Here is a 21,820-nt window from a genome sequence, read left to right as displayed (position 1 = left end):
GCTACCGGACCTTGAGTTCGGCGATCACTTCCGCGTACAGGCGCGCCTTGATGGCACCGAACACCGTGCCGGCTTTGGCGGCCAGCGCACCGGCGCGCGTGACCGCGGTGTCGAGGACTTCACCCTCCCCGGCGGTGGCCGCGGCGATCCCCGCCGCGCGGGCGTCCTCGCCGCCGTAGCGTCGCGCCGTGGTCATCGCGTCGTGCGCGGTCGCGATCGGAAGGCGGGACCGGATGAGGGCGTTCATCCCAGCGGTGAACGGGATGCCGAGGTCGACCTCCGGCAGGCAGAAGAAGCCGCGATCGGCGCGCATGACGATCTGGTCGTGGGCCAGCGCCAGCATCGCACCGGCGGCGAACGCGTGCCCTTGCACCGCGGCGATGATCGGCGCCGGGAACGCCAGCACGCGTACCAACAGCGCGTGCACGTCGGCCAGATTGGCCTCGGCCGCATCGGGATTCGCGGCCATGAAGTCGAGGTCGAGCCCGTTGGAGTAGAACTTGCCGCTGCCCGTGGTGACGACGGCCCTCGGCCCGTCGGCGGCCTCCACCTCGTCGAGTGCCGAGTTCATCGCGGTCAGCCGGTCGGGGTGGAAGCGGTTCTCGTCCTCGCCGAGGGTCAACACGTACACCGCGCCGTGCCGTTCAAGTTCTGCCATCAGCCGATTACACCACCTACTTAGGAACAGACGGCGTACTACCCGAATAAGGCCTACCCGTCGTGGCACATCATCGCGGTAGCGGCGTGGTTCGGCGACCGACCGCACCAGCCGGCGTCGGCTCTTAGAACGGTGCCGGGTCGGCATTACGCGCCCGCTCAGCTCTGATCCGTGCGGCGAATTCGGCTGCGCGAGTGCGTCTTCGCTTCGGCATCTTCGCTGCGCGATCAGGTGTGGGCGGTGGAATATCCGGTGGCGGTGGCAAGTTGGCGGTGGTCGTGTCCCATTCGAAGAACAGCTTGCTACCGGGGTGGGTGGTATAGGTGTGGCCGCTCGGTGCGGTCCAGATGACAGTTCCATCCGGAAGCTGGACGTCGCGCCAGCCGTCAGGGCCGCCGCAGAATGTCTTCATCATGTGGTTCTTACGGCACAGGCATTTGAGGTTCGACGGATGCGTGGGCCCCAGGGGCCACGGGGTCGTGTGATCGATGTCGCAGAGGTCGGCAGGCACATCGCATCCCGGTGCGCGACAGTACATATCACGCATGCGCACGAATTCGGCCAGCGCCGCTGACGGCTGATACCGCGACTCGGCTTCCGACCTCGGCATCTTGATCGGGCGCACCTTCGCCCCGCGGCTGATCAGCCAGGGCAGTAGGAACGTGGGCAAAGCCCCTTGGCCCAGCAGTACTGCAGTGCCACGCTTCTCGGTTGTGGGAGCGGCCTCGCCTTCGGTTGCGCGAGTGGCATTGTCGAGCGCGGCTTGGTCGGCGATCACGTGTATGAGGACATTCGACGCATGCACACCGGCAGCGGCGCATGTCGGCGATCCGCACGCACAAGCCAATTGGTTATGGCCGGCCGCTAAGGCGCCGACAGCGTCGGCGCGCCGCTCGCCGATACTGCGCGGATCGTCGTCGCACAGCCCCTTCATCATCTCGGCGACGCGCCGTTTGAGGGCGGCCGCATCCGTGGCCAACAACCGGCCCCACACCGAAGTGGTGCCGGCCGGGTCGTCTTCGTCACCGAAGTGGAAGTCCCGGGTGCGGGCCGTAGCTTTTGATTTCCGCACCGCGAGCGGGTCGAACCGGTGGACGAGCGCGTCGACCGCATCGTCGAGTCGTCGCTCCGACAGCGGACTCAATCGAGACGCCCGTTGGGCGAGTGCGGTGTCGATGAGTGCCAACGCCTCAGGATCCTCGATCAGCGTGGTGCGCCATGTGATCGTCGAGACGATCCGCGCACTGATACCGCCCTGCTCGAACAACGCGGCCACCTGTGGCAGCCGCTCGCGCAGCGCCTGCGCGATGCGCATCTGCCCCGAAGCGCGGCGATGACCGACCGTCATCGCCGCAGCCACCTCGGCGGCGACGGCATCCCACGGATCGAACGCGGACCGCTGCCGCTCGTCGTCATCGCACACCTTGCGCCGGACCAACTCTGCAATGGCCGCGAGCCGGCGTGCGGCGGCTTGTGCCTCCGCACGTGCACCCTCGGCGATGGCGGCGACCACAGCGGCGTCGTCGGCCTCTGCGAAGTCCGATCCGAACATGTGTTCGACTATGCCATCGTCCACCGACACGTCCGGAATGCCGACCGCCACCTTGGGCGTTGGCCATGTCATGAGCGATCGACCCGTACTCGAGCCCACCGCGGAGCATCCGATCACCGTCGAGCCGACCGGCAGACACGTCACCGTCCGGGTGAACGGCGAGATCGTCGCCGACACAGAACGTGCGTTGACGCTTCAGGAGTCGACCTATCCGGCGGTGCAGTACATCCCGCACAACGACGTCGTCCAAGACAAACTCAGGCCCAGCGACACCCAGACGTACTGCCCGTTCAAGGGCGACGCCAGCTACTACGACCTGGTGACCGACAACGGCACCGTCGTCGAGGACGCCATCTGGACCTACCAGAAGCCCTACCCGGCCGTCGCCCCCATCGCCGGTCACGTGGCGTTCTACCCGGACAAGGCGGAGGTCACCGTCGTTCAGGCATAAACCGTCGACCCGGCATAACCTTGGCCGGTGCACACCTCGGTCAGCGTCGTCTTCGACGGCCCGGTCAGCCCCGCGTTGACCCTGGCGCCGCTGCGGCGTGGCCGGAAGGACCCCTGCTACTTCGACGACCCCGACGGCGCGATCTGGCGCACCAGCCTGATGCGCAGCGGCCCGGTCACCGCGCGCCTCACCAAATCGGCACCCGACACCGTCGACTGCGAAGCATGGGGCGAGGGTGCCAGGGAATTCGCCGAGACCCTGCCCGCCCAACTCGGCGCTTACGACGACAGTGTCGGCTTCGCGCCCACGGAACCGACAATCGCCGCGGCGCATCGACGCGTGCGGCATCTCCGGCTGGGCCGCACCGACCGCGTGCTCGAAGCGCTGATTCCGGCGGTGCTCGAACAGCGGGTCTACGGCAAGGACGCGCGCCGCGCGTGGCGGCTGCTGGTCACTAAGTTCGGCGCCCCCGCACCCGGTCCGGCGCCCGCGCACATGCGGGTGCCGCCGCCCGGTGACATCTGGCGCCGCATCCCGTCGTGGGAGTTCCACCGCGCCAACGTCGATCCGCGCCGCGCTCGCACCGTCGTCGTATGTGCTCAGCGCGCCGACTCCCTGGAACGGCTGGGCGCCCGGTCACCGGCCAGGGCGCGTGCCGCGATGGCGTCGCTTCCGGGGGTCGGTGAGTGGACCGCGGCCGAGACGAGTCAACGCGCGTTCGGTGACGCGGATGCGCTCTCGGTCGGCGACTACCACCTGGCGAAGATGGTCGGGTGGAGCTTGCTGGGCCATCCGATTGACGATCCCGCGATGGTCGAGGTGCTCGAACCGCTTCGCCCGCACCGTCACCGCGCTGTGCGCTTGTTGGAAGTGAGCGGTCTTGCGGTGCTTCCGCGGTTCGGCCCGCGCATGGCGATCCCGAATCTGATCGAGATGTGACGTCTGTGACGTGGTGATTACCCCGCCGACGCAGCGGGTAGTCGAAGCCTCGACACCGTATGCGTGCAAAGGAGCTTTCCCATGCCTAAGTCTCAGTACACCGTTCCGGGTATGACCGACAAAGACGCGGCCAAGATGGCCGAACTGTTACAGAAGCAGCTGAGCCGGTACAACGATCTGCACCTGACACTCAAGCACATTCACTGGAATGTGGTGGGCCCGAACTTCATCGGAGTCCACGAGATGATCGACCCGCAGGTCGAGTTGGTGCGCGGCTACGCCGACGAGGTCGCCGAGCGCATTGCGACGCTGGGCTACTCGCCGAAGGGCACGCCGGGCGCGATCATCGGCGACCGCTCCTGGGATGACTACTCGCTGGACCGCGACACCGTGCAGGCGCACCTGGCCGCACTCGATCTGGTCTACGACGGTGTCATCGAGGACACCCGAAAGAACATCGAGGACGCCGAGGATTCCGATCCGGTCACCGAGGACATGCTGATCGGCCACGCCGCCGAGTTGGAGAAGTTCCAGTGGTTCGTGCGTGCGCACCTGGAGAACTCGGGCGGCCAGTTGGCCAACAAGGGCGCGTCGACGGAGAAGGACGCCGCCAGCCAGGCCAAGAAGAAGGCGCCGGTCAAGTAGTCGCTTCGGGCGGAGGTGGCCGGCGTCCGTCGTCGCCACGCGCGGCGTCGGCGGCTTCCCGGTCGAGGCGCTGCGCGCGGTAGATCGAGACGTCGGTGCGCGACATCAACATGTAGGCGATACCGACGGCGACCATCGCGCACGGGATCACCGAGAACGAGCCGGTCATCTCGGCCACCATGATCATCACGGCAAGCGGCGCGTGCGCGACGCTGCCGAAGCACGCCATCATGCCGACGACGACGAACGTGGCGGGGCTGTCGGGGATCCCGGGGGCGTCGACAAGATCGCCGAGTCGCCACAGCGCGGCGCCGACGAACGCGCCTACCACGACACCGGGCCCGAAGATGCCGCCCGAACCGCCGGTGCCGATCGACAACGACGTCGCCAAGATTTTGGCGAGCGGTAGGAGCAGCACGATCCACAGCGGTATCGCCATCAGGGTGTCGGTGGCCGTGGCCTTCTGCGCCCATCCGTATCCGCTGGCCAGAACCTGCGGGATCGCCAGGCCCAGCAGTCCCACCGCGAGCCCGCCGACCGCGGGTTTGAGCACCTTGTGGCCCGGCAGCCGAGCGGTCAGTGCGACGGTTCCGTAGAAGATACGCGCGTAGAGGTAGCCGACGCCGGCCGCGACGATGCCGAGCACGACGAACCAGCCCAGATCGAGTGGGCTGTCGAAGCGGTACTCGGCGGCGACGAATCCGAACAGCGGGTCGAAGCCGAGGATCGAACCGAGTACCGAGTAGGCGGTCGCCGAGGTGATGAATCCCGGTATCAACGCCCGGTAGTCGAAGTCCCGGCGGTACACGATCGAGGCCGCCAGCACCGCGCCGCCGAGCGGGGCGCCGAAGATCGCTCCGATACCAGACCCGATGCCCAGCGACACCGCGATCCGGCCGTCCTCGTCGGACAGGTTCAGCCAACGGGTCAGCATGGATCCGAAACCTGCGGAGATCTGGGCGGCGGGGCCTTCGCGACCGCCGGAACCGCCCGACCCGATGGTCAGGGCGCTGGCGATGGTCTTGATCACGATGGCTCGTCCCCGGATGGCGCGGGGGTCGGTGTGCACGGCTTCGATCGCGCTGTCGGTGCCGTGTCCTTCGGCCTCCGGTGCGAACTTCGCGACCAGCCACGCCGATACGAGCGCGCCGCCGCAGACCACCAGCGGGATGGCCCACGGCCGGTCGAAGCCCGCCGAGCCGGGATCGCCGCCGTCGCCGACCGGTTTGGGGATCCGGTAGCCGGCCAGGTCACCGAGCAGGAAGTCGCCCGCATAGTCGAGCGCCAGATAGAACACCACCGCGCCGAGGCCGGCGATGACGCCGATCGCGATCCCGAGAATCAGCCACTTTCGGATGTAGCCGGAGCGTCGAACGAATTCCCCGAGGCCGCCGCCGGTTTCACGGGTCTCGGCCATGGTCTTTAGATGCTAGTGCGAATCTGCGCGGTATGCGGTCAGTCTGGCGAGGATCGCCACACCTCCACCGGGGCCGACGGCTTGCCCCTCGGCGACGCCCGTCCGGCGCCCGACACGCAAAGCGGTTCCGGCGTAACGAGATTCGGGTCCACTGTGGAAGGGCTTCATGAAGTTGACCCTCAGCGACGCAGTTCGCAGCGGGCGGTCTGAACCATCGGTGTCGAGTGCCGCCGATGCCACCAGTTCCAGCGCCATGGCCGTCACCCCACCGTGCACGATGCCGATCGCGTTGTTCAGCACGGGGTCCTCGTCCTGCAGCAGAACCCGCCCCGCGCCGCCGCTCTCGGCGACGCGGACCGCCATCCGGTCGGCGAGCGTGCCCGGCGGCAGCGGGCCCGACGGGCCGTCGGGGAACGGTGCGATGTCGGCGGGTGAGTGGATGTAGAACGAACGCACGGTGGCCGTGGCGAGCACGGCGTCGCGGTGGGTGAGTTCGCACAACGCCAACGCGACGTCGCTCTTGGCGCCGAACGGTCGGGCGGTTGCGACCACAGGTACATCGGGGGCGCCCGCGATGATCTCGGCGGCGTCGGGATCGGCTTCCAGGGATAGCTCGCTGGACACCGTCCACTCGTCGTCGGCGCGACGCCGGTGGTTGACGAGGCCGCACGCGTGGTCGACGAGCATCGCCATGGGCGCGATCGTCGGGGCGCCGGTCAGCGGGTTCACCATGCCGCCCACCGGGATCGCGGCCACGCACTCGCCGGGCGCGTCCGTGGACGTCACGATGCCGAACCGGCCCAGCGGAGTGTTCAGTGGATGCGACATCGAGGTACAGCGTGACCGAACAAGCCCTGGCCATATACCCCTAGGGGGTATAGCATGACCGCTATGACGCACACCGGCCATGGCGCACAGCACCCGGACACGTCCGCGGTCGGTCATTCGGGGCACGAGCATCCGCAGGGCCACGACCATTCGGGCGGCCATGACCATTCTGGCCACGTCGCCGAGTTCCGGCGCCTGTTCTGGACCATGCTCGTGCTCGCCGTCCCCACCGTCGCGCTGTCGGGGATGTTCTCGATGATTCTCGGCTACTCGCTGCCCGACGTCCCCGGGATCCGATGGGTTCCGCCGGTGCTCGGCACCGTGATGTACGTCTGGGGCGGTCGACCCTTCCTGGCGGGCGCGGTGAGCGAAATCCGTTCCCGCGCACCGGGAATGATGCTGCTGATCGGGCTGGCGATCACGGTGGCGTTCCTGTCGTCCTGGGGTGCGAGCCTCGGTGTGCTGCACCACGAGCTGGACTTCTGGTGGGAACTGGCACTGCTGATCGTGATCATGCTGCTCGGCCACTGGATCGAGATGCGCTCGCTCGCGCAGACCACATCCGCGCTCGACTCCCTGGCGGCGCTGCTGCCCGACGAGGCCGAGCGGGTCGTCGACGGCGGCACGGAGACCGTCGCACCGGCCGAGTTGCGTGTGGGCGACGTCGTGCTGGTGCGCCCCGGAGGCAACATTCCGGCCGACGGCGAGATCATCGCCGGCTCGGCGGACGTCGACGAGTCGATGGTCACCGGCGAATCGCGGCCTGTTCGCCGCGAGGCGGGCGACCACGTCGTTGCCGGCACGGTGGCCACCGACTCAGGGCTGCGGGTGCAGGTCAGCGCGGTCGGCGACGAAACGACGCTGGCCGGTATCCAGCGATTGGTGACCGAGGCGCAGAACTCGTCGTCGCGGGCGCAGCGACTGGCGGACAAGGCGGCGGGTTGGCTGTTTTGGTTCGCGCTGTCGTCGGCGATCGTCACCGCGGTGGTGTGGTCGTTCGTGGGATTGCCCGCCGCGGCCGTCGTCAGGACCATCACCGTCCTGGTGATCGCCTGCCCGCACGCGCTGGGGCTGGCGATACCGCTGGTGGTCTCGATCGCCACCGAACGCGCCGCGCGCGGGGGCGTTCTGGTCAAGGACCGGCTTGCGCTGGAGAGCATGCGGACCGTCGAGGCCGTGCTGTTCGACAAGACCGGCACGCTGACCAAGGGGGAGCCGACGGTCACCGCGGTCGCGACCGCACCCGGCCACTCCGCCGAGGACGTGCTGACGTGGGCGGCGGCCGCCGAAGCGTACTCCGAGCATCCGCTGGCCAGGGCGATCGTCGCGGCCGCGCGCGACCGCTCGCTGAACCTGCCGCCGACCACCGACTTCAGCTCGTCTCCGGCGGTTGGCGTCAAGGCCACAGTCGAGGGCCGCAGCGTCCAGGTCGGCGGCCCGCGGATGCTGGCCGAAGCGGGGCTCGCCGACCTGCCCGAAACGGGGCAGTGGCGCGACGAGGGGGCGATCATCCTGCACGTCGTGGTCGACGGTGGGGTCGCCGGTGCGATCAAGCTGGCCGACGAGGTGCGACCGGAGTCCCGCCAGGTGGTCGAGGCGCTGAACAGGCTGGGCATCGAAGTGGTGATGATCACCGGCGACGCGGAGGCCGTCGCGCGGTCGGTGGCCGCCGACCTTGGGATCGAACGGGTGTTCGCCGGGGTACGACCGGAGGACAAGGCGGCAAAGGTGGCCGAGTTGCAGCGTGAGGGCCGCAAAGTGGCGATGGTCGGGGACGGCGTCAACGACGCACCCGCGCTTGCCCAGGGCGATATCGGCATCGCGATCGGCGCGGGAACCGACGTGGCGATCGCCTCGGCCGGGGTGATCCTGGCCGGCTCGGATCCGCGCTCGGTGCTGTCGGTGCTGCAGCTCTCACGGGCCGCATACCGCAAGATGAAGCAAAACCTCTGGTGGGCAGCGGGATACAACTTGGTATCGGTGCCGCTGGCTGCGGGGGTGTTGGCACCCGTCGGCTTCATCCTGCCGATGTCCGTCGGCGCGATCTTGATGTCGGCTTCGACGGTCGTGGTGGCGCTCAACGCCCAACTGCTGCGACGGCTGGACCTCACCCCCGAAGCCAGCCTGAAAGCGTTTTCTTAAGAATCTGGCTAGGCTTTTCGCAAACCCCTACGCAGCGGTCTAAGCTGGAAAAAGCGCCGAAATAGCGCACTTCAGCAAACGCCGGGCGGCGTCGGGAGGGAAGTGTGATGTGTACCGCACCCCGCTGGAGAATCGCTGAACGCTTTGAAAATCCTAGGGCGGCAACGATATTGGGTGCAAAACCGAGTGGTGGCGAGCGAGACGGCCACACCGTCCCGCCGACGTAGTTAGGGTCTACTAAGTTGGCATGTCACCCGGTGTTTGTCATATCGTTTTCTCCACTCGGGGCAAGTGGATACAGGCCGGCGTTCGATGCTGCACGAAGGCACTCCATGGCCGGACCGGCTAACCGCCGCTGTCTACGGCTGTCAGGCAGAAGCTTCATAAGACGTGCAGGAAAAGGGTAGGTGCGAATGGCGCCCAGGATGCAAGGGCTGTACAACCCCGCGTTCGAGCACGACGCGTGCGGCGTCGCGATGGTGGCCGATATGCACGGCCGCCGCAGTCGCGACATCGTCGACAAGGCGATCACCGCCCTGGTGAACCTGGAGCACCGCGGCGCGCAGGGTGCCGAGCCGAACACCGGCGATGGTGCGGGCATCATGTTGCAGGTTCCCGACACGTTCCTGCGCGAGGTGGTCGACTTCGAGCTGCCGGAGCCGGGTAGCTACGCGACCGGCATCGCGTTCCTGCCGCAGTCGTCTAAGGATGCGGCGACCGCGTGTGAGGCCGTCGAGAAGATCGCCGAGGCCGAAGGACTCGAGGTTCTGGGCTGGCGCGAGGTACCGATCGACGACTCGCCGCTGGGCGCGCTGGCCCGCGACGCGATGCCGACATTCCGGCAGGTGTTCATGGGCGGTGCGTCGGGCATGGAACTGGAGCGTCGCGCGTACGTGGTGCGCAAGCGCGCCGAGCACGAGCTCGGCACCAAGGGACCGGGCCAGGACGGGCCCGGGCGTGAAACCGTCTACTTCCCAAGCCTTTCCGGGCAGACCTTCGTCTATAAGGGCATGCTGACCACCCCGCAGCTCAAGGCCTTCTACCTCGACCTGCAGGACGACCGGCTCACCAGTGCGCTGGGCATCGTGCACTCACGCTTCTCGACCAATACGTTCCCGTCGTGGCCGCTGGCCCACCCGTTCCGGCGCATCGCCCACAACGGCGAGATCAACACCGTCACCGGCAACGAGAACTGGATGCGCGCACGAGAGGCGCTCATCAGGACCGATGTGTTCGGCCCGAACCAGGATCTCGACAAGATCACCCCGGTCTGCACCCCAGGGGCGTCGGACACCGCCAGGTTCGACGAGGTGCTCGAACTCCTGCACCTCGGCGGGCGAAGCCTGCCCCACGCGGTGCTGATGATGATCCCGGAGGCCTGGGAGCGCAACGAGTCGATGGACCCGGCGCGCCGAGCGTTCTACGAGTACCACGCGTCGCTGATGGAGCCGTGGGACGGCCCGGCGTCGATGACCTTCACCGACGGCACGGTGATCGGGGCGGTGCTCGACCGCAACGGGCTGCGGCCATCGCGGATCTGGGTGACCAGGGACGGTCTGGTGGTGATGGCCTCGGAGGCCGGCGTGCTCGACCTCGATCCGTCCACCGTCGTCAAGAGGATGCGCCTGCAGCCCGGCCGCATGTTCCTGGTCGACACCTCCAAGGGCCGCATCGTCGAGGACGAGGAGATCAAGGCCGAACTCGCCGCCGAGCGTCCCTATCGGGAGTGGCTCGACGCCGGCCTGTTCCACCTCGACGAACTGCCACCCGGCGATTACGTGCGCATGCCCCACCACCGGGTCGTGTTGCGCCAGCAGATCTTCGGTTTCACCTATGAGGAGCTCAACCTGCTGGTCGCGCCGATGGCGCGCACCGGTGCCGAGCCGCTCGGCTCGATGGGCACCGATACTCCGGTCGCGGTACTCTCGCAACGCCCGCGGATGCTCTACGACTACTTCCAGCAGTTGTTCGCCCAGGTGACCAATCCGCCGCTGGATGCCATCCGCGAAGAGGTGGTGACCAGCCTGCAGGGCGCCCTCGGCCCCGAGGGCGACCTGCTCAACCCGAACGCCGAGTCGTGCCGCCAGATCGTGCTGCCGCAGCCGATCCTGCGTAATGCCGAACTGTCGAAGCTGATCTGCGTCGACCCCGATCACGAGATCCGCGGGCACAAGCACGGTATGCGCGCGGCGGTGATCCGCTGCCTGTACCCGGTCAACCGCGGTGGGCAGGGCCTCAAGGAAGCGCTGGACAACGTACGCGCGAAGGTGTCGACGGCGATCCGCGAGGGCGCGCGCATCATCGTGCTCTCCGACCGCGAATCCAACGAGCAGATGGCGCCGATCCCGTCTCTGCTGTCGGTATCGGCCGTGCACCACCACCTCGTCCGGGAACGCACGCGCACCAAGGTCGGGCTGGTCGTCGAGGCCGGTGACGCCCGCGAGGTGCACCACATGGCCATGCTGTGCGGCTTCGGTGCGGCGGCGATCAACCCGTACATGTCGTTCGAGTCGATCGAGGACATGGTCGAACGTGGGGTCATCACCGGCATCTCCAGCGACCAGGCCAAGGCCAACTACGTCAAAGCCGCGGGCAAGGGTGTGCTGAAGGTGATGTCGAAGATGGGCATCTCCACGCTGGCCTCCTACACCGGCGCCCAGCTGTTCCAGGCCATCGGCATCAACCAGCAGGTGCTCGACGAGTACTTCACCGGATTGACCTGCCCCGTCGGCGGAATCGACCTCAACGACATCGCCGACGACGTCGCGGCCCGCCACTCGCTGGCTTATCTCGACCGGCCCGACGAGTGGGCGCACCGCGAACTCGAGGTCGGCGGCGAGTACCAGTGGCGCCGGGAGGGTGAGTACCACCTGTTCAACCCGGACACGGTGTTCAAGCTGCAACATTCAACTCGCACCGGCCAGTACGAGATCTTCAAGGAATACACCGAGCTGATCGACGATCAGAGCGAGCGGATGGCCTCGCTGCGCGGGCTGCTCAAGTTCCGCGACGGGTTGCGCCCGCCGGTGCCGCTCGAGGAGGTGGAGCCGGCCAGCGAGATCGTCAAGCGGTTCTCGACCGGCGCGATGAGCTACGGCTCGATCTCCGCCGAGGCGCACGAGACGTTGGCCATCGCGATGAATCGCCTTGGCGGACGATCGAATTCGGGTGAGGGCGGCGAGGCGGTGTCGCGCTTCGACCGCGATGAGAACGGCGACTGGCGCCGCAGCGCGATCAAGCAGGTGGCCTCGGGGCGGTTCGGCGTGACGAGCCACTACCTGAGCAACTGCACCGACATCCAGATCAAGATGGCTCAGGGCGCGAAACCCGGTGAAGGCGGCCAGCTTCCGGGCGGCAAGGTCTACCCGTGGGTCGCCGAGGTGCGGCACTCGACGCCCGGCGTCGGCTTGATCTCGCCGCCGCCGCACCACGACATCTACTCGATCGAGGATCTGGCGCAGCTGATCCACGACCTGAAGAACGCCAACCCGCAGGCCCGTGTGCACGTCAAGCTGGTCTCCGAGAACGGTGTCGGAACGGTGGCCGCCGGTGTGTCCAAGGCGCACGCGGACGTCGTGCTCATCTCCGGCCACGACGGTGGTACGGGCGCAACTCCGCTGACATCGATGAAGCACGCCGGCGCGCCGTGGGAACTCGGTCTGGCCGAGACCCAGCAGACGTTGCTGCTCAACGGTCTTCGCGACCGTATCGTCGTCCAGGTCGACGGTCAGCTCAAGACGGGCCGCGACGTCGTGGTCGCCGCGCTGCTTGGCGCCGAGGAGTTCGGCTTCGCCACCGCGCCCCTGGTGGTCTCGGGCTGCATCATGATGCGCGTGTGCCACCTCGACACCTGCCCGGTGGGCGTGGCCACCCAGAATCCGGTGCTGCGCGAGCGGTTCACCGGAAAGCCCGAATTCGTCGAGAACTTCTTCATGTTCATCGCCGAAGAAGTGCGCGAGATGATGGCCCAATTGGGCTTCCGCACGGTCAACGAGATGGTGGGGCAGGTCGGCGCGCTGGACACCACGAAGGCCGCCGAGCACTGGAAGGCCTACAAGCTCGATTTGACGCCGGTGCTGCACGAGCCCGAGTCGGCGTTCATGAACCAGGACCTGTACTGCAGTTCGCGTCAGGACCACGGCCTCGACAAGGCGCTCGACCAGCAGTTGATCGTGATGTGCCGCGAAGCGCTGGATTCACAGACGCCGGTGCGCTTCTCGACGACGATCGCCAACGTCAACCGGACCGTCGGCACGATGCTCGGCCACGAGGTGACCAAAGCATATGGCGGACAGGGTCTTCCGGACGGCACCATCGACATCACCTTCGACGGTTCGGCGGGCAACAGCTTCGGGGCGTTCGTGCCGAAGGGTGTCACGCTGCGGGTCTACGGCGACGCCAACGACTATGTCGGCAAGGGCCTCTCGGGTGGACGGATCGTGGTGCGGCCATCGGACAGCGCTCCCGACGACTACGTCGCCGAGGACAACATCATCGCGGGCAACGTGATCCTGTTCGGTGCGACCAGCGGCCAGGTGTTCATCCGCGGCCAGGTCGGCGAGCGGTTCGCGGTGCGCAACTCCGGTGCGCACGCGGTGGTCGAAGGCGTGGGCGACCACGGTTGTGAGTACATGACCGGCGGCAAGATCGCGATCCTCGGTCCGACGGGGCGCAACTTCGCCGCGGGCATGTCCGGTGGCATCGCCTATGTTTACGACCCAGACGGGTCACTGCCGGAGAACCTCAACGCCGAGATGGTGGAACTGGAGGGCCTCGACGAGGAGGACCTCGACTGGCTCGCGGGCATGATTCAGGCCCACGTCGATGCCACCGATTCCGCTGCCGGAGCACGGATCCTCAACGACTGGGACAACAACGTGAAGCACTTCACCAAGGTGATGCCCCGCGATTTCAAGCGGGTACTCGAGGCGATCGCCGAGGCCGAACAGCGCGGCGCCGACGAGAACGGGATTGCCGAGGCGATCATGGCGGCCGCCAGTGGCTGATCCCCGCGGTTTCCTCAAGTACACCCACCGCGAGACGCCCCAACGGCGGCCCGTGCCGATTCGCCTGCGCGACTGGAAAGAGGTCTACGAGGACTTCTCCCACGACACCCTGCGCGAGCAGGCGGCCCGCTGTATGGACTGCGGGATCCCGTTCTGCCACAACGGTTGCCCGCTGGGCAACCTGATCCCCGAGTGGAACGACCTGGTGCGCAACGACCGCTGGCGCGACGCCATCGAGCGGCTGCACGCGACGAACAACTTCCCGGAGTTCACCGGCCGGCTGTGCCCCGCCCCGTGCGAGGGCTCGTGCGTTCTGGGCATCAACCAGGATCCGGTCACGATCAAACAGGTCGAGGTCGAGATCATCGACAAGGCCTTCGACGAGGGTTGGGTGACGCCGCTGCCGCCGGATGTCAAGACCGGCAAGAAGGTCGCCGTCGTCGGCTCGGGCCCGGCCGGGCTGGCCGCCGCCCAACAGCTGACCCGCGCCGGGCACAGCGTCACGCTGTTCGAGCGCGACGACCGCATCGGTGGGCTGCTGCGTTACGGCATCCCCGAGTTCAAGATGGAAAAGCGCCACATCGACCGTCGTCTGGAGCAGATGGCGGCCGAGGGCACCGAGTTCTGCACCGGGGTCAACGTCGGCGTTGACATCACCGCGCAGCAGCTTCGTAAGGAGTTCGACGCGGTGGTGCTCGCCGGCGGCGCGACGGAGCGGCGTGACCTGCCGATCCCGGGCCGGGAGCTCGACGGCATCCACCAGGCGATGGAGTATCTGCCGTGGGCCAACCGCGTGCAGTTCGGCGATCCGGTCACCGACGAAAACGGCCTGCCGCCGATCCATGCGAAGGACAAGAAGGTCATCATCATCGGCGGTGGTGACACCGGCGCCGACTGCCTGGGCACCGCCCACCGCCAGGGGGCGGCCAGCGTGCACCAGTTCGAGATCATGCCGCGACCGCCGGAGACGCGTGCCGACTCGACGCCGTGGCCGGTCTACCCGTTGATGTTCCGGGTGTCCTCCGCGCATGAGGAGGGTGGCGAGCGCGTCTACTCGGTCAACACCGAGGAGTTCGTCGGCCAGGACGGGCACGTCACCGGGCTGCGCGGCCACGAGGTCGAGATGAAGGCCGGCAAGTTCGAGAAGATCGAGGGCACCGAGTTCGAGCTGGAGACCGATCTCGTGCTGCTCGCGATGGGCTTCACCGGGCCCGAGCGCGAAGGCCTGCTGACCGACCTCGGCGTCGAGATCAACGAACGGGGCAACGTCAGCCGCGACGCGGATTTCGCGTCATCGGTGCCCGGAGTGTTCGTCGCCGGCGACATGGGACGCGGGCAGTCGCTCATCGTGTGGGCCATCGCGGAGGGTCGCGCCGCAGCGGCCGGTGTCGACCGCTATCTGATGGGACACTCAGCGCTTCCGGCACCGATCAAGCCGACCGCAGTTCCGCAGCGATGAGCGCTCGCGCGAAGAGCAGAAGGCAGCGATGAGCGCTCGCGCGAAGAGCAGAAGGCAGCGATGAGCGCTCGCGCGAAGAGCAGAAGGCAGCGATGGGCGCTCGCGCGAAGAGCAGAAAGAAGCGCTGACGCGCTAGCCGGCCGCGACACGCGGCGCAATTGGACGGATATCGCGTCCTGACGCGCGACAGTAATGGCGGTGATCGGCCGCTACCGAACTGTCCGCGCCGGGCTCGAGCTCAACCGGCGCAACTTCATCGCGGCCCTGTCCATCGCTACGGTCGGCGCCGTGGGACTGAGCCGTTGCTCGACGGACGGCCAGCCGCAGGTGACCGGGGTGGCGGCCGAGGCGCCCGACCCGGACGGCTTGTTGCCGCCGCCGCCGAAGTCGGCACGGGTCGCGTTGCCCGACGACGGGGTGCTGAGCAGTCTGCCCGGTGACGGTGACCTCCTCGCGCTGACCGTCGACGACGGGGTGAGCAGTGACGTGGTGGGCGCTTACACGCAATTCGCCAAGGACACCGGAATACGGCTGACGTACTTCGTCAACGGCGTCTACCGCTCCTGGACCGACCATGCGGACCTGCTGCGGCCGCTCGTCGACGACGGCCAGATCCAGCTGGCCAACCACACCTGGTCACACCCGGACCTCACCAAGCTGCCCCTCGCTGACGTGGCCGAGCAATTGCGCCGCAACCACGAATTCCTCTGGAAGACATACGGAGTCGACGCGCGCCCGTACTTCCGCCCGCCTTACGGCGCAACCAGTCCGCATGTCGACAAGGTCTCGAGCGACCTCGGCTACACCATTGAGACGTTGTGGTCGGGCACGCTGGAGGACCACGAGTGGATACCGCCGGCCGAGGTCGTGCATATGGCCGCCGAACACTTCACCCCGCAGAAGATCGTCATCGGCCACCTCAACCACCCACCCGTCACCGAGGTCTTCGGGCAGTTGATCGACATTCTCGAGGCGCGCAGGCTGCGGACAGTGACGCTCGATGACGTGTTCTTCCGCCCGCCGTCGTAGTCACATCTGTCACTTCAGCAACTCTAAAAACATCCGACTATTCATCGGCGCGCCTACCACTGTTTGCCCAGGGGCGGGGTTCTAATGACTGCATGAGGGCACTGAGGTAAGGTTAGCCCCCGGTCAGCTATCGGTTTCGACACAGGAGTCCGTTCCGTGTATGTCAACCCGCTATCCCGGTCCCGGGTGAGCCGAATCGCCTGGTCACTCCTACGTCATCCGCTGAAGAGCCGCGAATTTCCGGCCAAGGCCGAGCGCCTCATCACCGCCGACGAGCTCCGTCTCTACGGCGTCTAGCGAACTGAACGGGGTGGTTTTCCTCTCCCCGAGCCATTCTCTACCGCCGTTTGCCAAATCGTTATATCTTCGTGATCGTCAGAAACGGCGGCTAACTTCGTAGACCTGAGCCCACGATCGCATCGGCCAGCGGTTCGAGCACCGCGGGATCGTGCGGCGGCGGCAGGTAGATGATGGCCAGATCGAGTCCCTCCTCCCCGAGGGCCGCGGCCTCCTCGACGGCTTTGGCGTAGTTGTGGTCAGGGTCCAGCCGGACGTGAGCCGACAGCATGATCTCCTTCGGGTCCCGCCCGATGTCGGCACAGTGGCCGGCCAGCACATCGCGTTTGCGGGCGAATTCCTCCGGCGTTCCACCGACGAAGTTCCAGTGCTGGGCGTACCGGGCGGTGATCCTCAGCGTGCGCTTCTCGCCACTGCCACCGATGCAGATCGGCGGGTGCGGGCGCTGCGGACCCTTCGGCTCGTTGCGGGCGTCCTTGAGCTGGAAGAACTTGCCGTCGAACGACGTCGTCTCCTGGCTCAGCAGGCTCGTGATGATCTCGCACGCCTCGTCGAACCGGTCGAACCGTTCCCTGATCGAACCCAGCTCGATGCCATACGCCCCGGACTCCTCCTCGTTCCAGCCCGCGCCGATGCCGAGCTCCAGCCGGCCGTTGGACACGATGTCCAGTGCGGCGGCCATATTCGCGAGGACCGCGGGGTGGCGGTAGTGAATGCCGGTCACCAGCACGCCGACGCGCAACCGCTCGGTCGCCTGCGCGAGCGCGGTCAGCGTCACCCAACCCTCCAGGCACGGGCCGGTCGGGTCGGAGAAGATCGGATAGAAGTGGTCGAACGTCCAGCCGGATTCGAACACGTCGATCTGGTCGGCGGCCTTCCACAGCGCCAGCATGTCGGCCCAGGTCGTGTTCTGCGGGGATGTCTTGAAAGCGAATCTCACTGAATCGAGATTAGTCCGGTCCGGCTGGGAGCTGCCTGTCTACTCGGCCTCACCGAATTCATCGAACCAGTAGGCGAGCTTGCCGCGGCGGCTCACCGCGCGCAGCCGGCGCTCGGCGATCGCGCGCGTCTTGGTGGTGGTGACGATCAGCAGTTCGTCGCCGATCGAGATCCGGGTGTCGGGCTGCGGAACGAAGGTTCTGCCGTTGCGGATGATCAGAGTGATCACGCTCGGATCGGGCAGACGCAATTCCAGCACCGTGACACCGTGCAACCGCGACGGCGCCTCCACCGTCATGGTCAGCAGTTCGGCGTCCAGCACATCGAGGGGAGCCGACTCGACGTGAATCTCGCGCGTCGCCTCCTTGGGGATCAATCCCAACCGGTGCGCGACGAAGCGCAGGCTCGGGCCTTGCACCAGCGTGAACACCACCACGAGGATGAACACGATGTTGAGCAGCCGGACACTGTCGGGCACACCACCGACGATCGGGAATGTCGCCAACACGATCGGAACGGCGCCGCGCAGACCGGCCCACGACACGAAAACCTGCTCGCGCCAGGGTATTCGGAACCAAACGAGGGACAAGAACACCGACAGCGGACGCGCAACGAGCAACAGCACCAGGCCCGTGACGATGCCGGGAACCACCTCGACGCCCAGATCGCTGGGATCGACGAGCAGACCGAGCAGGACGAACAGCCCAATCTGCGCCAGCCAACCGAGACCTTCGGCGAACGAGCGCGTGGCCGACCGGTGCGGAAGGCCGGTGTTGGCGAGCACCACCGCCGACACATACGCGGCGAGAAATCCGCTGGCGTGTGCGCTGCCGGCGGCGGCGAACGCGACCATGCCCAGCCCGAACGTGGCCAGCGGGTACAGGCCCGACGCCGGAAGCGCGATGCGGCGCAGCGCGATAGAGCCCAGAAAGCCGACGCCCAGACCGACCGCGGCGCCGACTGCCAGCTCGTAGACCAGTTCCGCCATGGCGTGTACGGGCGAGAGCTCCAGCGGTGCCACGCTGAACATCAGCACGAGGATCACGGCCGGGGCGTCGTTGAAGCCGGATTCGGCTTCCAGAAGGCCGGCTACCCGGCGGGGCAAAGGGACCACGCGGAGCACCGAGAACACCGCGGCCGCGTCGGTGACGGAGACGACGGCGCCGAGCAGCAGCGACAGCTGCCAGTCGATCCCGAGCAGCAGGTGCGCACCGGCGGCGGTGACGACCATGCTGACCGCAACCCCGATGGTGGCGAGGGCACCCGCAGGCGCGAGCACGCGCCGGACGTCGGAGAACCGCGTCGTCAGACCGCCCTCGACGAGGATCACGGCCAGCGCCACCGTGCCGAGGTGATCCGCCAGCAGGTAGTTGTCGAATTGAAGGCCGAGCCCGTCCTCGCCGACGACGACGCCGACACCGAGAAATAGCAGCAGGCTGGGCAGCCCGACCCGGCTGGCGGCCCTGGTGGCGACGATGCTCGCCAGCAGCACCACCCCAGCGAGCAGCAGCACGAGATACAGCTGCTCCAGGGTCATTTACTCGCCGTTCGGAAACCGGGTGGGTGGTGTGTGAGGTGCAGTAAAACACCTACCACGGGTCCTGGCCGTTGAGTCTCACCCGGTAGCTGCGCGCAGTGCCGCCGCGATGGGTCAGTATGGGTGCGTGATACGGCTCCCCTGGCGGCGTCCCGACACGCCGCAGCGCGTCGAGGAGCGCCAGATGATGCGGGTGGGCATCGCCGGTGCCGGGGCGGTCGGCCGCTCCGTGGCACAGGAGCTGATCGACTACGGCCACAAGGTTCTGTTGATCGAACACAGCGTCCGGCACTACGAACCACAGTCGGTGCCCGATGCGGAATGGTTGCTCGCCGATGCGTGCGAGCTGTCGGCGTTGGAGGAGTCCGGGCTGCAGATCTGCGACGTGGTGATCGCGGCCACCGGCGACGACAAGGTGAACCTGACGGCGTCGTTGCTGGCGAAGACGGAGTTCGGCGTCGGTCGCGTGGTGGCTCGGGTGAACGACCTTCGCAACGAGTGGTTGTTCACCGAGGCGTGGGGTGTCGACGTGGCGGTCTCGGCGCCGAGCGCACTGGTCGCGGCGATCGAGGGTGCGATCGACATCGGCCACGTTGTGCGGTTGATGCAGTTGCGCCACGGCCAGGTGAGCTTGGCGAAACTGACACTGCCCGAGGGCGATCCGCTGGTCGGTCAGCGGATGCGCGACCTGCCGCTGCTGGAGAACACCGCGCTGGCGATCATCATCCGCGACAGCGGGATCGTGCTGCCCAAGTCCGACGATGTGCTCGAGGCCGGTGACGAAATGCTGTTTCTCACCGGCGGGCCGACGCACGGCGAGGTCGCGGCGCTGGTGCACGGGGCGATGCAGGCAACCGCCGTCAAAGCACCCGAGAGCTGACATGCGTCCGAGCGTGGTTGATCGCCTCGTCGAGCGAGTCCATCAAGTGGTTCTCGTGGCGGAGTGAGTCGAAAACGCCGACGTTGGTGAGCAGGCTCATGTGCTCTGGCCGGACGCCTTTGATGATCACCGTGATGCCGCGCGACTCCAACTCGGTTGCGATCTGCGCCAACGTGTTCGCGCCGGTGGCATCGAGCATCCCCAGTTGGCTGAGCCGGATGATCACCACCGAGGTGCGCGGCTCGCCGGTTCCGGTGATCTCGTTCGAGATGCGCTCGGCCACTCCGAAGAACATCGCTCCATCGAGGCGCAGAAGTGCGATCTGGTCGTCGCCGGGGCGCCGAGGGCCCGGAAGCTCCTCGCGGGTGACGCTGCTCCGACGAGCGACGCCGCGCAGCGCGAAGAACGCCGCGACCACCACCCCGATCTGCACGGCCTCGATGAGGTCGAAGCACACCGTGATCGCGGCGGTGAGTACGAACGTCACCGCGTCCGAGCGGGTGGAGTGCAGGATCTTGCGCACTGTCGACACCGAGATCATCCGAAACGACGTCACCATCAGCACGCCGGCCAAGGCGGACAGCGGTATTGCGGACACCGGCCCGGTGGCCAGGTAGACGACCGCGAGCAGGACCAGCGAATGCACGATGGCCGCGACCCGTGTTCGGGCGCCGGACCGCACGTTGACCGCGGTACGGGCGATGGCTCCGGTCGCGGGCATACCACCGAAGGCGCCCGACGCCACCGACGCCAGGCCTTGGCCCACGAGTTCGCGGTCGGGATCGTACGGACCCGTCGGTGCCATGGTGGCGGCCACGCGCGCCGACAGTAGGGACTCGATCGCAGCCAGCGCCGCGATCGCCAGGGCGGCACCGACGAGGGTCCGCATCCCGGCCAGGTCCACCTGCGGTAGGACGGGTGCAGGGAGATGCGAAGGTAGCCCACCGATGCTGGTGACCTGAATATCAAGGGCCACAACGGCGACCGCCACGACGATCACGGCCGTCAGCGACTCCGGGATGCCGCGGTGCAGGCGCGGCAGCGTCACCATGAGCGCCGCGACGACGGCCACCACGGCTAACGTGCGCGCGGCCGACGGCCAATCCGCCTGTCGGACAACGCCCCACGCCACCGACAACGTGCGGCCGCCGGCCGGGCTCCCTTGCCCGAACGCGGCGGGCACCTGCTGGAGAAAGATGATGGCGGCGATGCCCAGGGTGAATCCCTCGATGACGGGCCAGGGGATAAAGGTGACTGCGCGGCCCAGACCGGTGACGCCGGCGGCGAGCACGAGCAGCCCGGCCAGCACGGTCACAAGGGCGATGCTGCCCAGGCCGTATTGGGCCACTATTGGGGCGAGTACGACGGCCATCGCGCCGGTGGGCCCGGACACCTGCACATGCGATCCGCCGAAGACGGCGGCCACCAGCCCAGCGACGACGGCGGTGATCAAACCGGCCGCCGCACCCACGCCCGAGCTGATGCCGAACGCCAGGGCCAGCGGTAGGGCGACGACGCCGACCGTGATTCCGGCGACGATGTCGCGTCGCCACGATCGGGGGAGATCGGCATAGTCGCGGCGGCCCGGAAGCAGGCGGACGAGGTTCACTTGTCGTGCCTTAGCGGGGGCAGGGACTTGAGAGCCTCCAACTGATCCCGTTGGGCGCCGAGGACGTCGGCGAGGAACGCCCTCGCGATGACCAGCAGTTCGGAGATCTTCGGGTGCGCGAGTTCGTAGATCACCGAGTTGCCGACGCGTTGCGCCGAGACCACGTGGTGACGCTTGAGTACCGCAAGATGCTGGGACAACAGCGTGGGCTCCAGCTCGGTGTCGGCGAGGATTTCACTGACCGACGTCGGCCCGTTGTTGGCCGACAAGATCTCGAGGACGCGGATGCGCGCCGGATGGGCCAACGCCTTGAACAAGTTGGCTTTGATCTCGTAGAGCGGCAGCTCGGGGCTACCGGGAAAGCGATGTGGCATGGATCTCAGCAATTGATGGATTGAGTAAAGTCGCAATCCACCATATCGAGGCAGGGTG

At 67.3% G+C, this 21,820-nt stretch carries 16 protein-coding genes; 8 read left to right on the top strand and 8 right to left on the bottom strand.

Going from position 1 to position 21,820, the window contains the following annotated elements; all coding sequences use genetic code 11:
* Position 1: 1 nt before the first annotated feature.
* Positions 2-658: an enoyl-CoA hydratase-related protein gene (locus A5650_RS17390; RefSeq protein WP_067080196.1), complete on the bottom strand. Its 657-nt coding sequence runs from the start codon at positions 656-658 to the stop codon at positions 2-4.
* Between the two features lie 124 nt (positions 659-782).
* Positions 783-2,282, bottom strand: coding sequence for an HNH endonuclease signature motif containing protein (locus tag A5650_RS17385; protein ID WP_231983289.1), 1,500 nt, complete (start codon positions 2,280-2,282; stop codon positions 783-785).
* Here A5650_RS17385 and A5650_RS17380 point away from each other — a divergent pair.
* The 3 genes from A5650_RS17380 (at position 2,281) to A5650_RS17370 (ending at position 4,245) form a co-directional block, all read left to right on the top strand.
* Complete coding sequence (locus A5650_RS17380) at positions 2,281-2,661, top strand: DUF427 domain-containing protein (protein ID WP_067080193.1); 381 nt, start codon at positions 2,281-2,283, stop codon at positions 2,659-2,661. The genes A5650_RS17385 and A5650_RS17380 overlap by 2 nt on opposite strands.
* Before the next feature lie 27 nt (positions 2,662-2,688).
* On the top strand, positions 2,689-3,600 hold the full coding sequence (locus A5650_RS17375; protein ID WP_067080190.1) for a DNA-3-methyladenine glycosylase family protein: 912 nt from the start codon (positions 2,689-2,691) through the stop codon (positions 3,598-3,600).
* A gap of 81 nt (positions 3,601-3,681) precedes the next feature.
* Positions 3,682-4,245 carry a Dps family protein gene (locus A5650_RS17370; protein WP_064418170.1) on the top strand — a complete coding sequence of 188 codons (564 nt, stop codon included), beginning with the start codon at positions 3,682-3,684 and terminating at the stop codon, positions 4,243-4,245.
* On the opposite strand, the gene A5650_RS17365 is transcribed toward A5650_RS17370, so the two are convergent.
* Together A5650_RS17365 and A5650_RS17360 are read right to left on the bottom strand one after the other, a co-directional pair.
* Positions 4,238-5,662: a chloride channel protein gene (locus A5650_RS17365; protein ID WP_067080187.1), complete on the bottom strand. Its 1,425-nt coding sequence runs from the start codon at positions 5,660-5,662 to the stop codon at positions 4,238-4,240. The two genes, A5650_RS17370 and A5650_RS17365, sit on opposite strands and share 8 nt — an antisense overlap.
* A 12-nt stretch (positions 5,663-5,674) precedes the next feature.
* Complete coding sequence (locus A5650_RS17360) at positions 5,675-6,490, bottom strand: PaaI family thioesterase (protein ID WP_067080184.1); 816 nt, start codon at positions 6,488-6,490, stop codon at positions 5,675-5,677.
* A gap of 54 nt (positions 6,491-6,544) precedes the next feature.
* Here A5650_RS17360 and A5650_RS17355 point away from each other — a divergent pair, with 54 nt between their 5' ends.
* The 4 genes from A5650_RS17355 (at position 6,545) to A5650_RS17340 (ending at position 16,126) form a co-directional block, all read left to right on the top strand.
* The gene (locus A5650_RS17355) at positions 6,545-8,632 is read left to right on the top strand and encodes a heavy metal translocating P-type ATPase (RefSeq protein ID WP_067080181.1); all 2,088 of its coding nucleotides are present in this window, start codon (positions 6,545-6,547) and stop codon (positions 8,630-8,632) included.
* Between the two features lie 413 nt (positions 8,633-9,045).
* Positions 9,046-13,638, top strand: coding sequence for a glutamate synthase large subunit (gltB, locus tag A5650_RS17350; protein WP_067080178.1), 4,593 nt, complete (start codon positions 9,046-9,048; stop codon positions 13,636-13,638).
* Positions 13,631-15,097, top strand: coding sequence for a glutamate synthase subunit beta (locus A5650_RS17345; RefSeq protein ID WP_067294110.1), 1,467 nt, complete (start codon positions 13,631-13,633; stop codon positions 15,095-15,097). The genes gltB and A5650_RS17345 overlap by 8 nt, the downstream gene beginning before the upstream one ends.
* A 198-nt stretch (positions 15,098-15,295) precedes the next feature.
* Entirely contained in the window at positions 15,296-16,126 is an 831-nt protein-coding gene (locus A5650_RS17340; protein WP_231992648.1) for a polysaccharide deacetylase family protein, read from the top strand.
* Positions 16,127-16,514: 388 nt separating this feature from the next.
* On the opposite strand, the gene A5650_RS17335 is transcribed toward A5650_RS17340, so the two are convergent.
* Together A5650_RS17335 and A5650_RS17330 are read right to left on the bottom strand one after the other, a co-directional pair.
* Positions 16,515-17,363, bottom strand: a complete 849-nt coding sequence (locus A5650_RS17335; RefSeq protein WP_067294105.1) for an LLM class F420-dependent oxidoreductase — start codon at positions 17,361-17,363, stop codon at positions 16,515-16,517.
* Positions 17,364-17,402: 39 nt separating this feature from the next.
* Complete coding sequence (locus A5650_RS17330; protein WP_067294102.1) at positions 17,403-18,899, bottom strand: potassium/proton antiporter; 1,497 nt, start codon at positions 18,897-18,899, stop codon at positions 17,403-17,405.
* A 187-nt stretch (positions 18,900-19,086) separates the two neighbouring features.
* On the opposite strand from A5650_RS17330, the gene A5650_RS17325 reads away from it, so the two are divergent.
* A complete protein-coding gene (locus A5650_RS17325) occupies positions 19,087-19,779 on the top strand; it encodes a potassium channel family protein (RefSeq protein ID WP_067294221.1) in 693 nt (230 codons plus the stop codon).
* On the opposite strand, the gene A5650_RS17320 is transcribed toward A5650_RS17325, so the two are convergent.
* Together A5650_RS17320 and A5650_RS17315 are read right to left on the bottom strand one after the other, a co-directional pair.
* Positions 19,760-21,388 carry a SulP family inorganic anion transporter gene (locus A5650_RS17320; protein WP_067294097.1) on the bottom strand — a complete coding sequence of 543 codons (1,629 nt, stop codon included), beginning with the start codon at positions 21,386-21,388 and terminating at the stop codon, positions 19,760-19,762. The genes A5650_RS17325 and A5650_RS17320 overlap by 20 nt on opposite strands.
* Complete coding sequence (locus tag A5650_RS17315) at positions 21,385-21,762, bottom strand: ArsR/SmtB family transcription factor (protein WP_067294093.1); 378 nt, start codon at positions 21,760-21,762, stop codon at positions 21,385-21,387. The genes A5650_RS17320 and A5650_RS17315 overlap by 4 nt, the downstream gene beginning before the upstream one ends.
* Positions 21,763-21,820: the final 58 nt, after the last annotated feature.

It is taken from the genome of Mycobacterium sp. 1164985.4 (assembly GCF_001668575.1).
Lineage (GTDB): Bacteria > Actinomycetota > Actinomycetes > Mycobacteriales > Mycobacteriaceae > Mycobacterium.
The sequence above is the reverse complement of the archived record's forward strand: the minus strand, read 5'-3'. Positions and strand labels throughout refer to the sequence as shown.

Excerpts from the sequence above, each read along its gene's own strand:
- A5650_RS17390 (WP_067080196.1), bottom strand. The coding sequence starts at position 658 with ATGGCAGAACTTGAACGGCACGGCGCGGTGTACGTGTTGACCCTCGGC.
- A5650_RS17380 (WP_067080193.1), top strand. The coding sequence starts at position 2,281 with ATGAGCGATCGACCCGTACTCGAGCCCACCGCGGAGCATCCGATCACC.
- A5650_RS17385 (WP_231983289.1), bottom strand. The coding sequence starts at position 2,282 with ATGACATGGCCAACGCCCAAGGTGGCGGTCGGCATTCCGGACGTGTCG.
- A5650_RS17370 (WP_064418170.1), top strand. The coding sequence starts at position 3,682 with ATGCCTAAGTCTCAGTACACCGTTCCGGGTATGACCGACAAAGACGCG.
- A5650_RS17365 (WP_067080187.1), bottom strand. The coding sequence starts at position 5,662 with ATGGCCGAGACCCGTGAAACCGGCGGCGGCCTCGGGGAATTCGTTCGA.
- A5650_RS17360 (WP_067080184.1), bottom strand. The coding sequence starts at position 6,490 with ATGTCGCATCCACTGAACACTCCGCTGGGCCGGTTCGGCATCGTGACG.
- A5650_RS17355 (WP_067080181.1), top strand. The coding sequence starts at position 6,545 with ATGACCGCTATGACGCACACCGGCCATGGCGCACAGCACCCGGACACG.
- gltB (WP_067080178.1), top strand. The coding sequence starts at position 9,046 with ATGGCGCCCAGGATGCAAGGGCTGTACAACCCCGCGTTCGAGCACGAC.
- A5650_RS17330 (WP_067294102.1), bottom strand. The coding sequence starts at position 18,899 with ATGACCCTGGAGCAGCTGTATCTCGTGCTGCTGCTCGCTGGGGTGGTG.
- A5650_RS17325 (WP_067294221.1), top strand. The coding sequence starts at position 19,087 with ATGCGGGTGGGCATCGCCGGTGCCGGGGCGGTCGGCCGCTCCGTGGCA.
- A5650_RS17315 (WP_067294093.1), bottom strand. The coding sequence starts at position 21,762 with ATGCCACATCGCTTTCCCGGTAGCCCCGAGCTGCCGCTCTACGAGATC.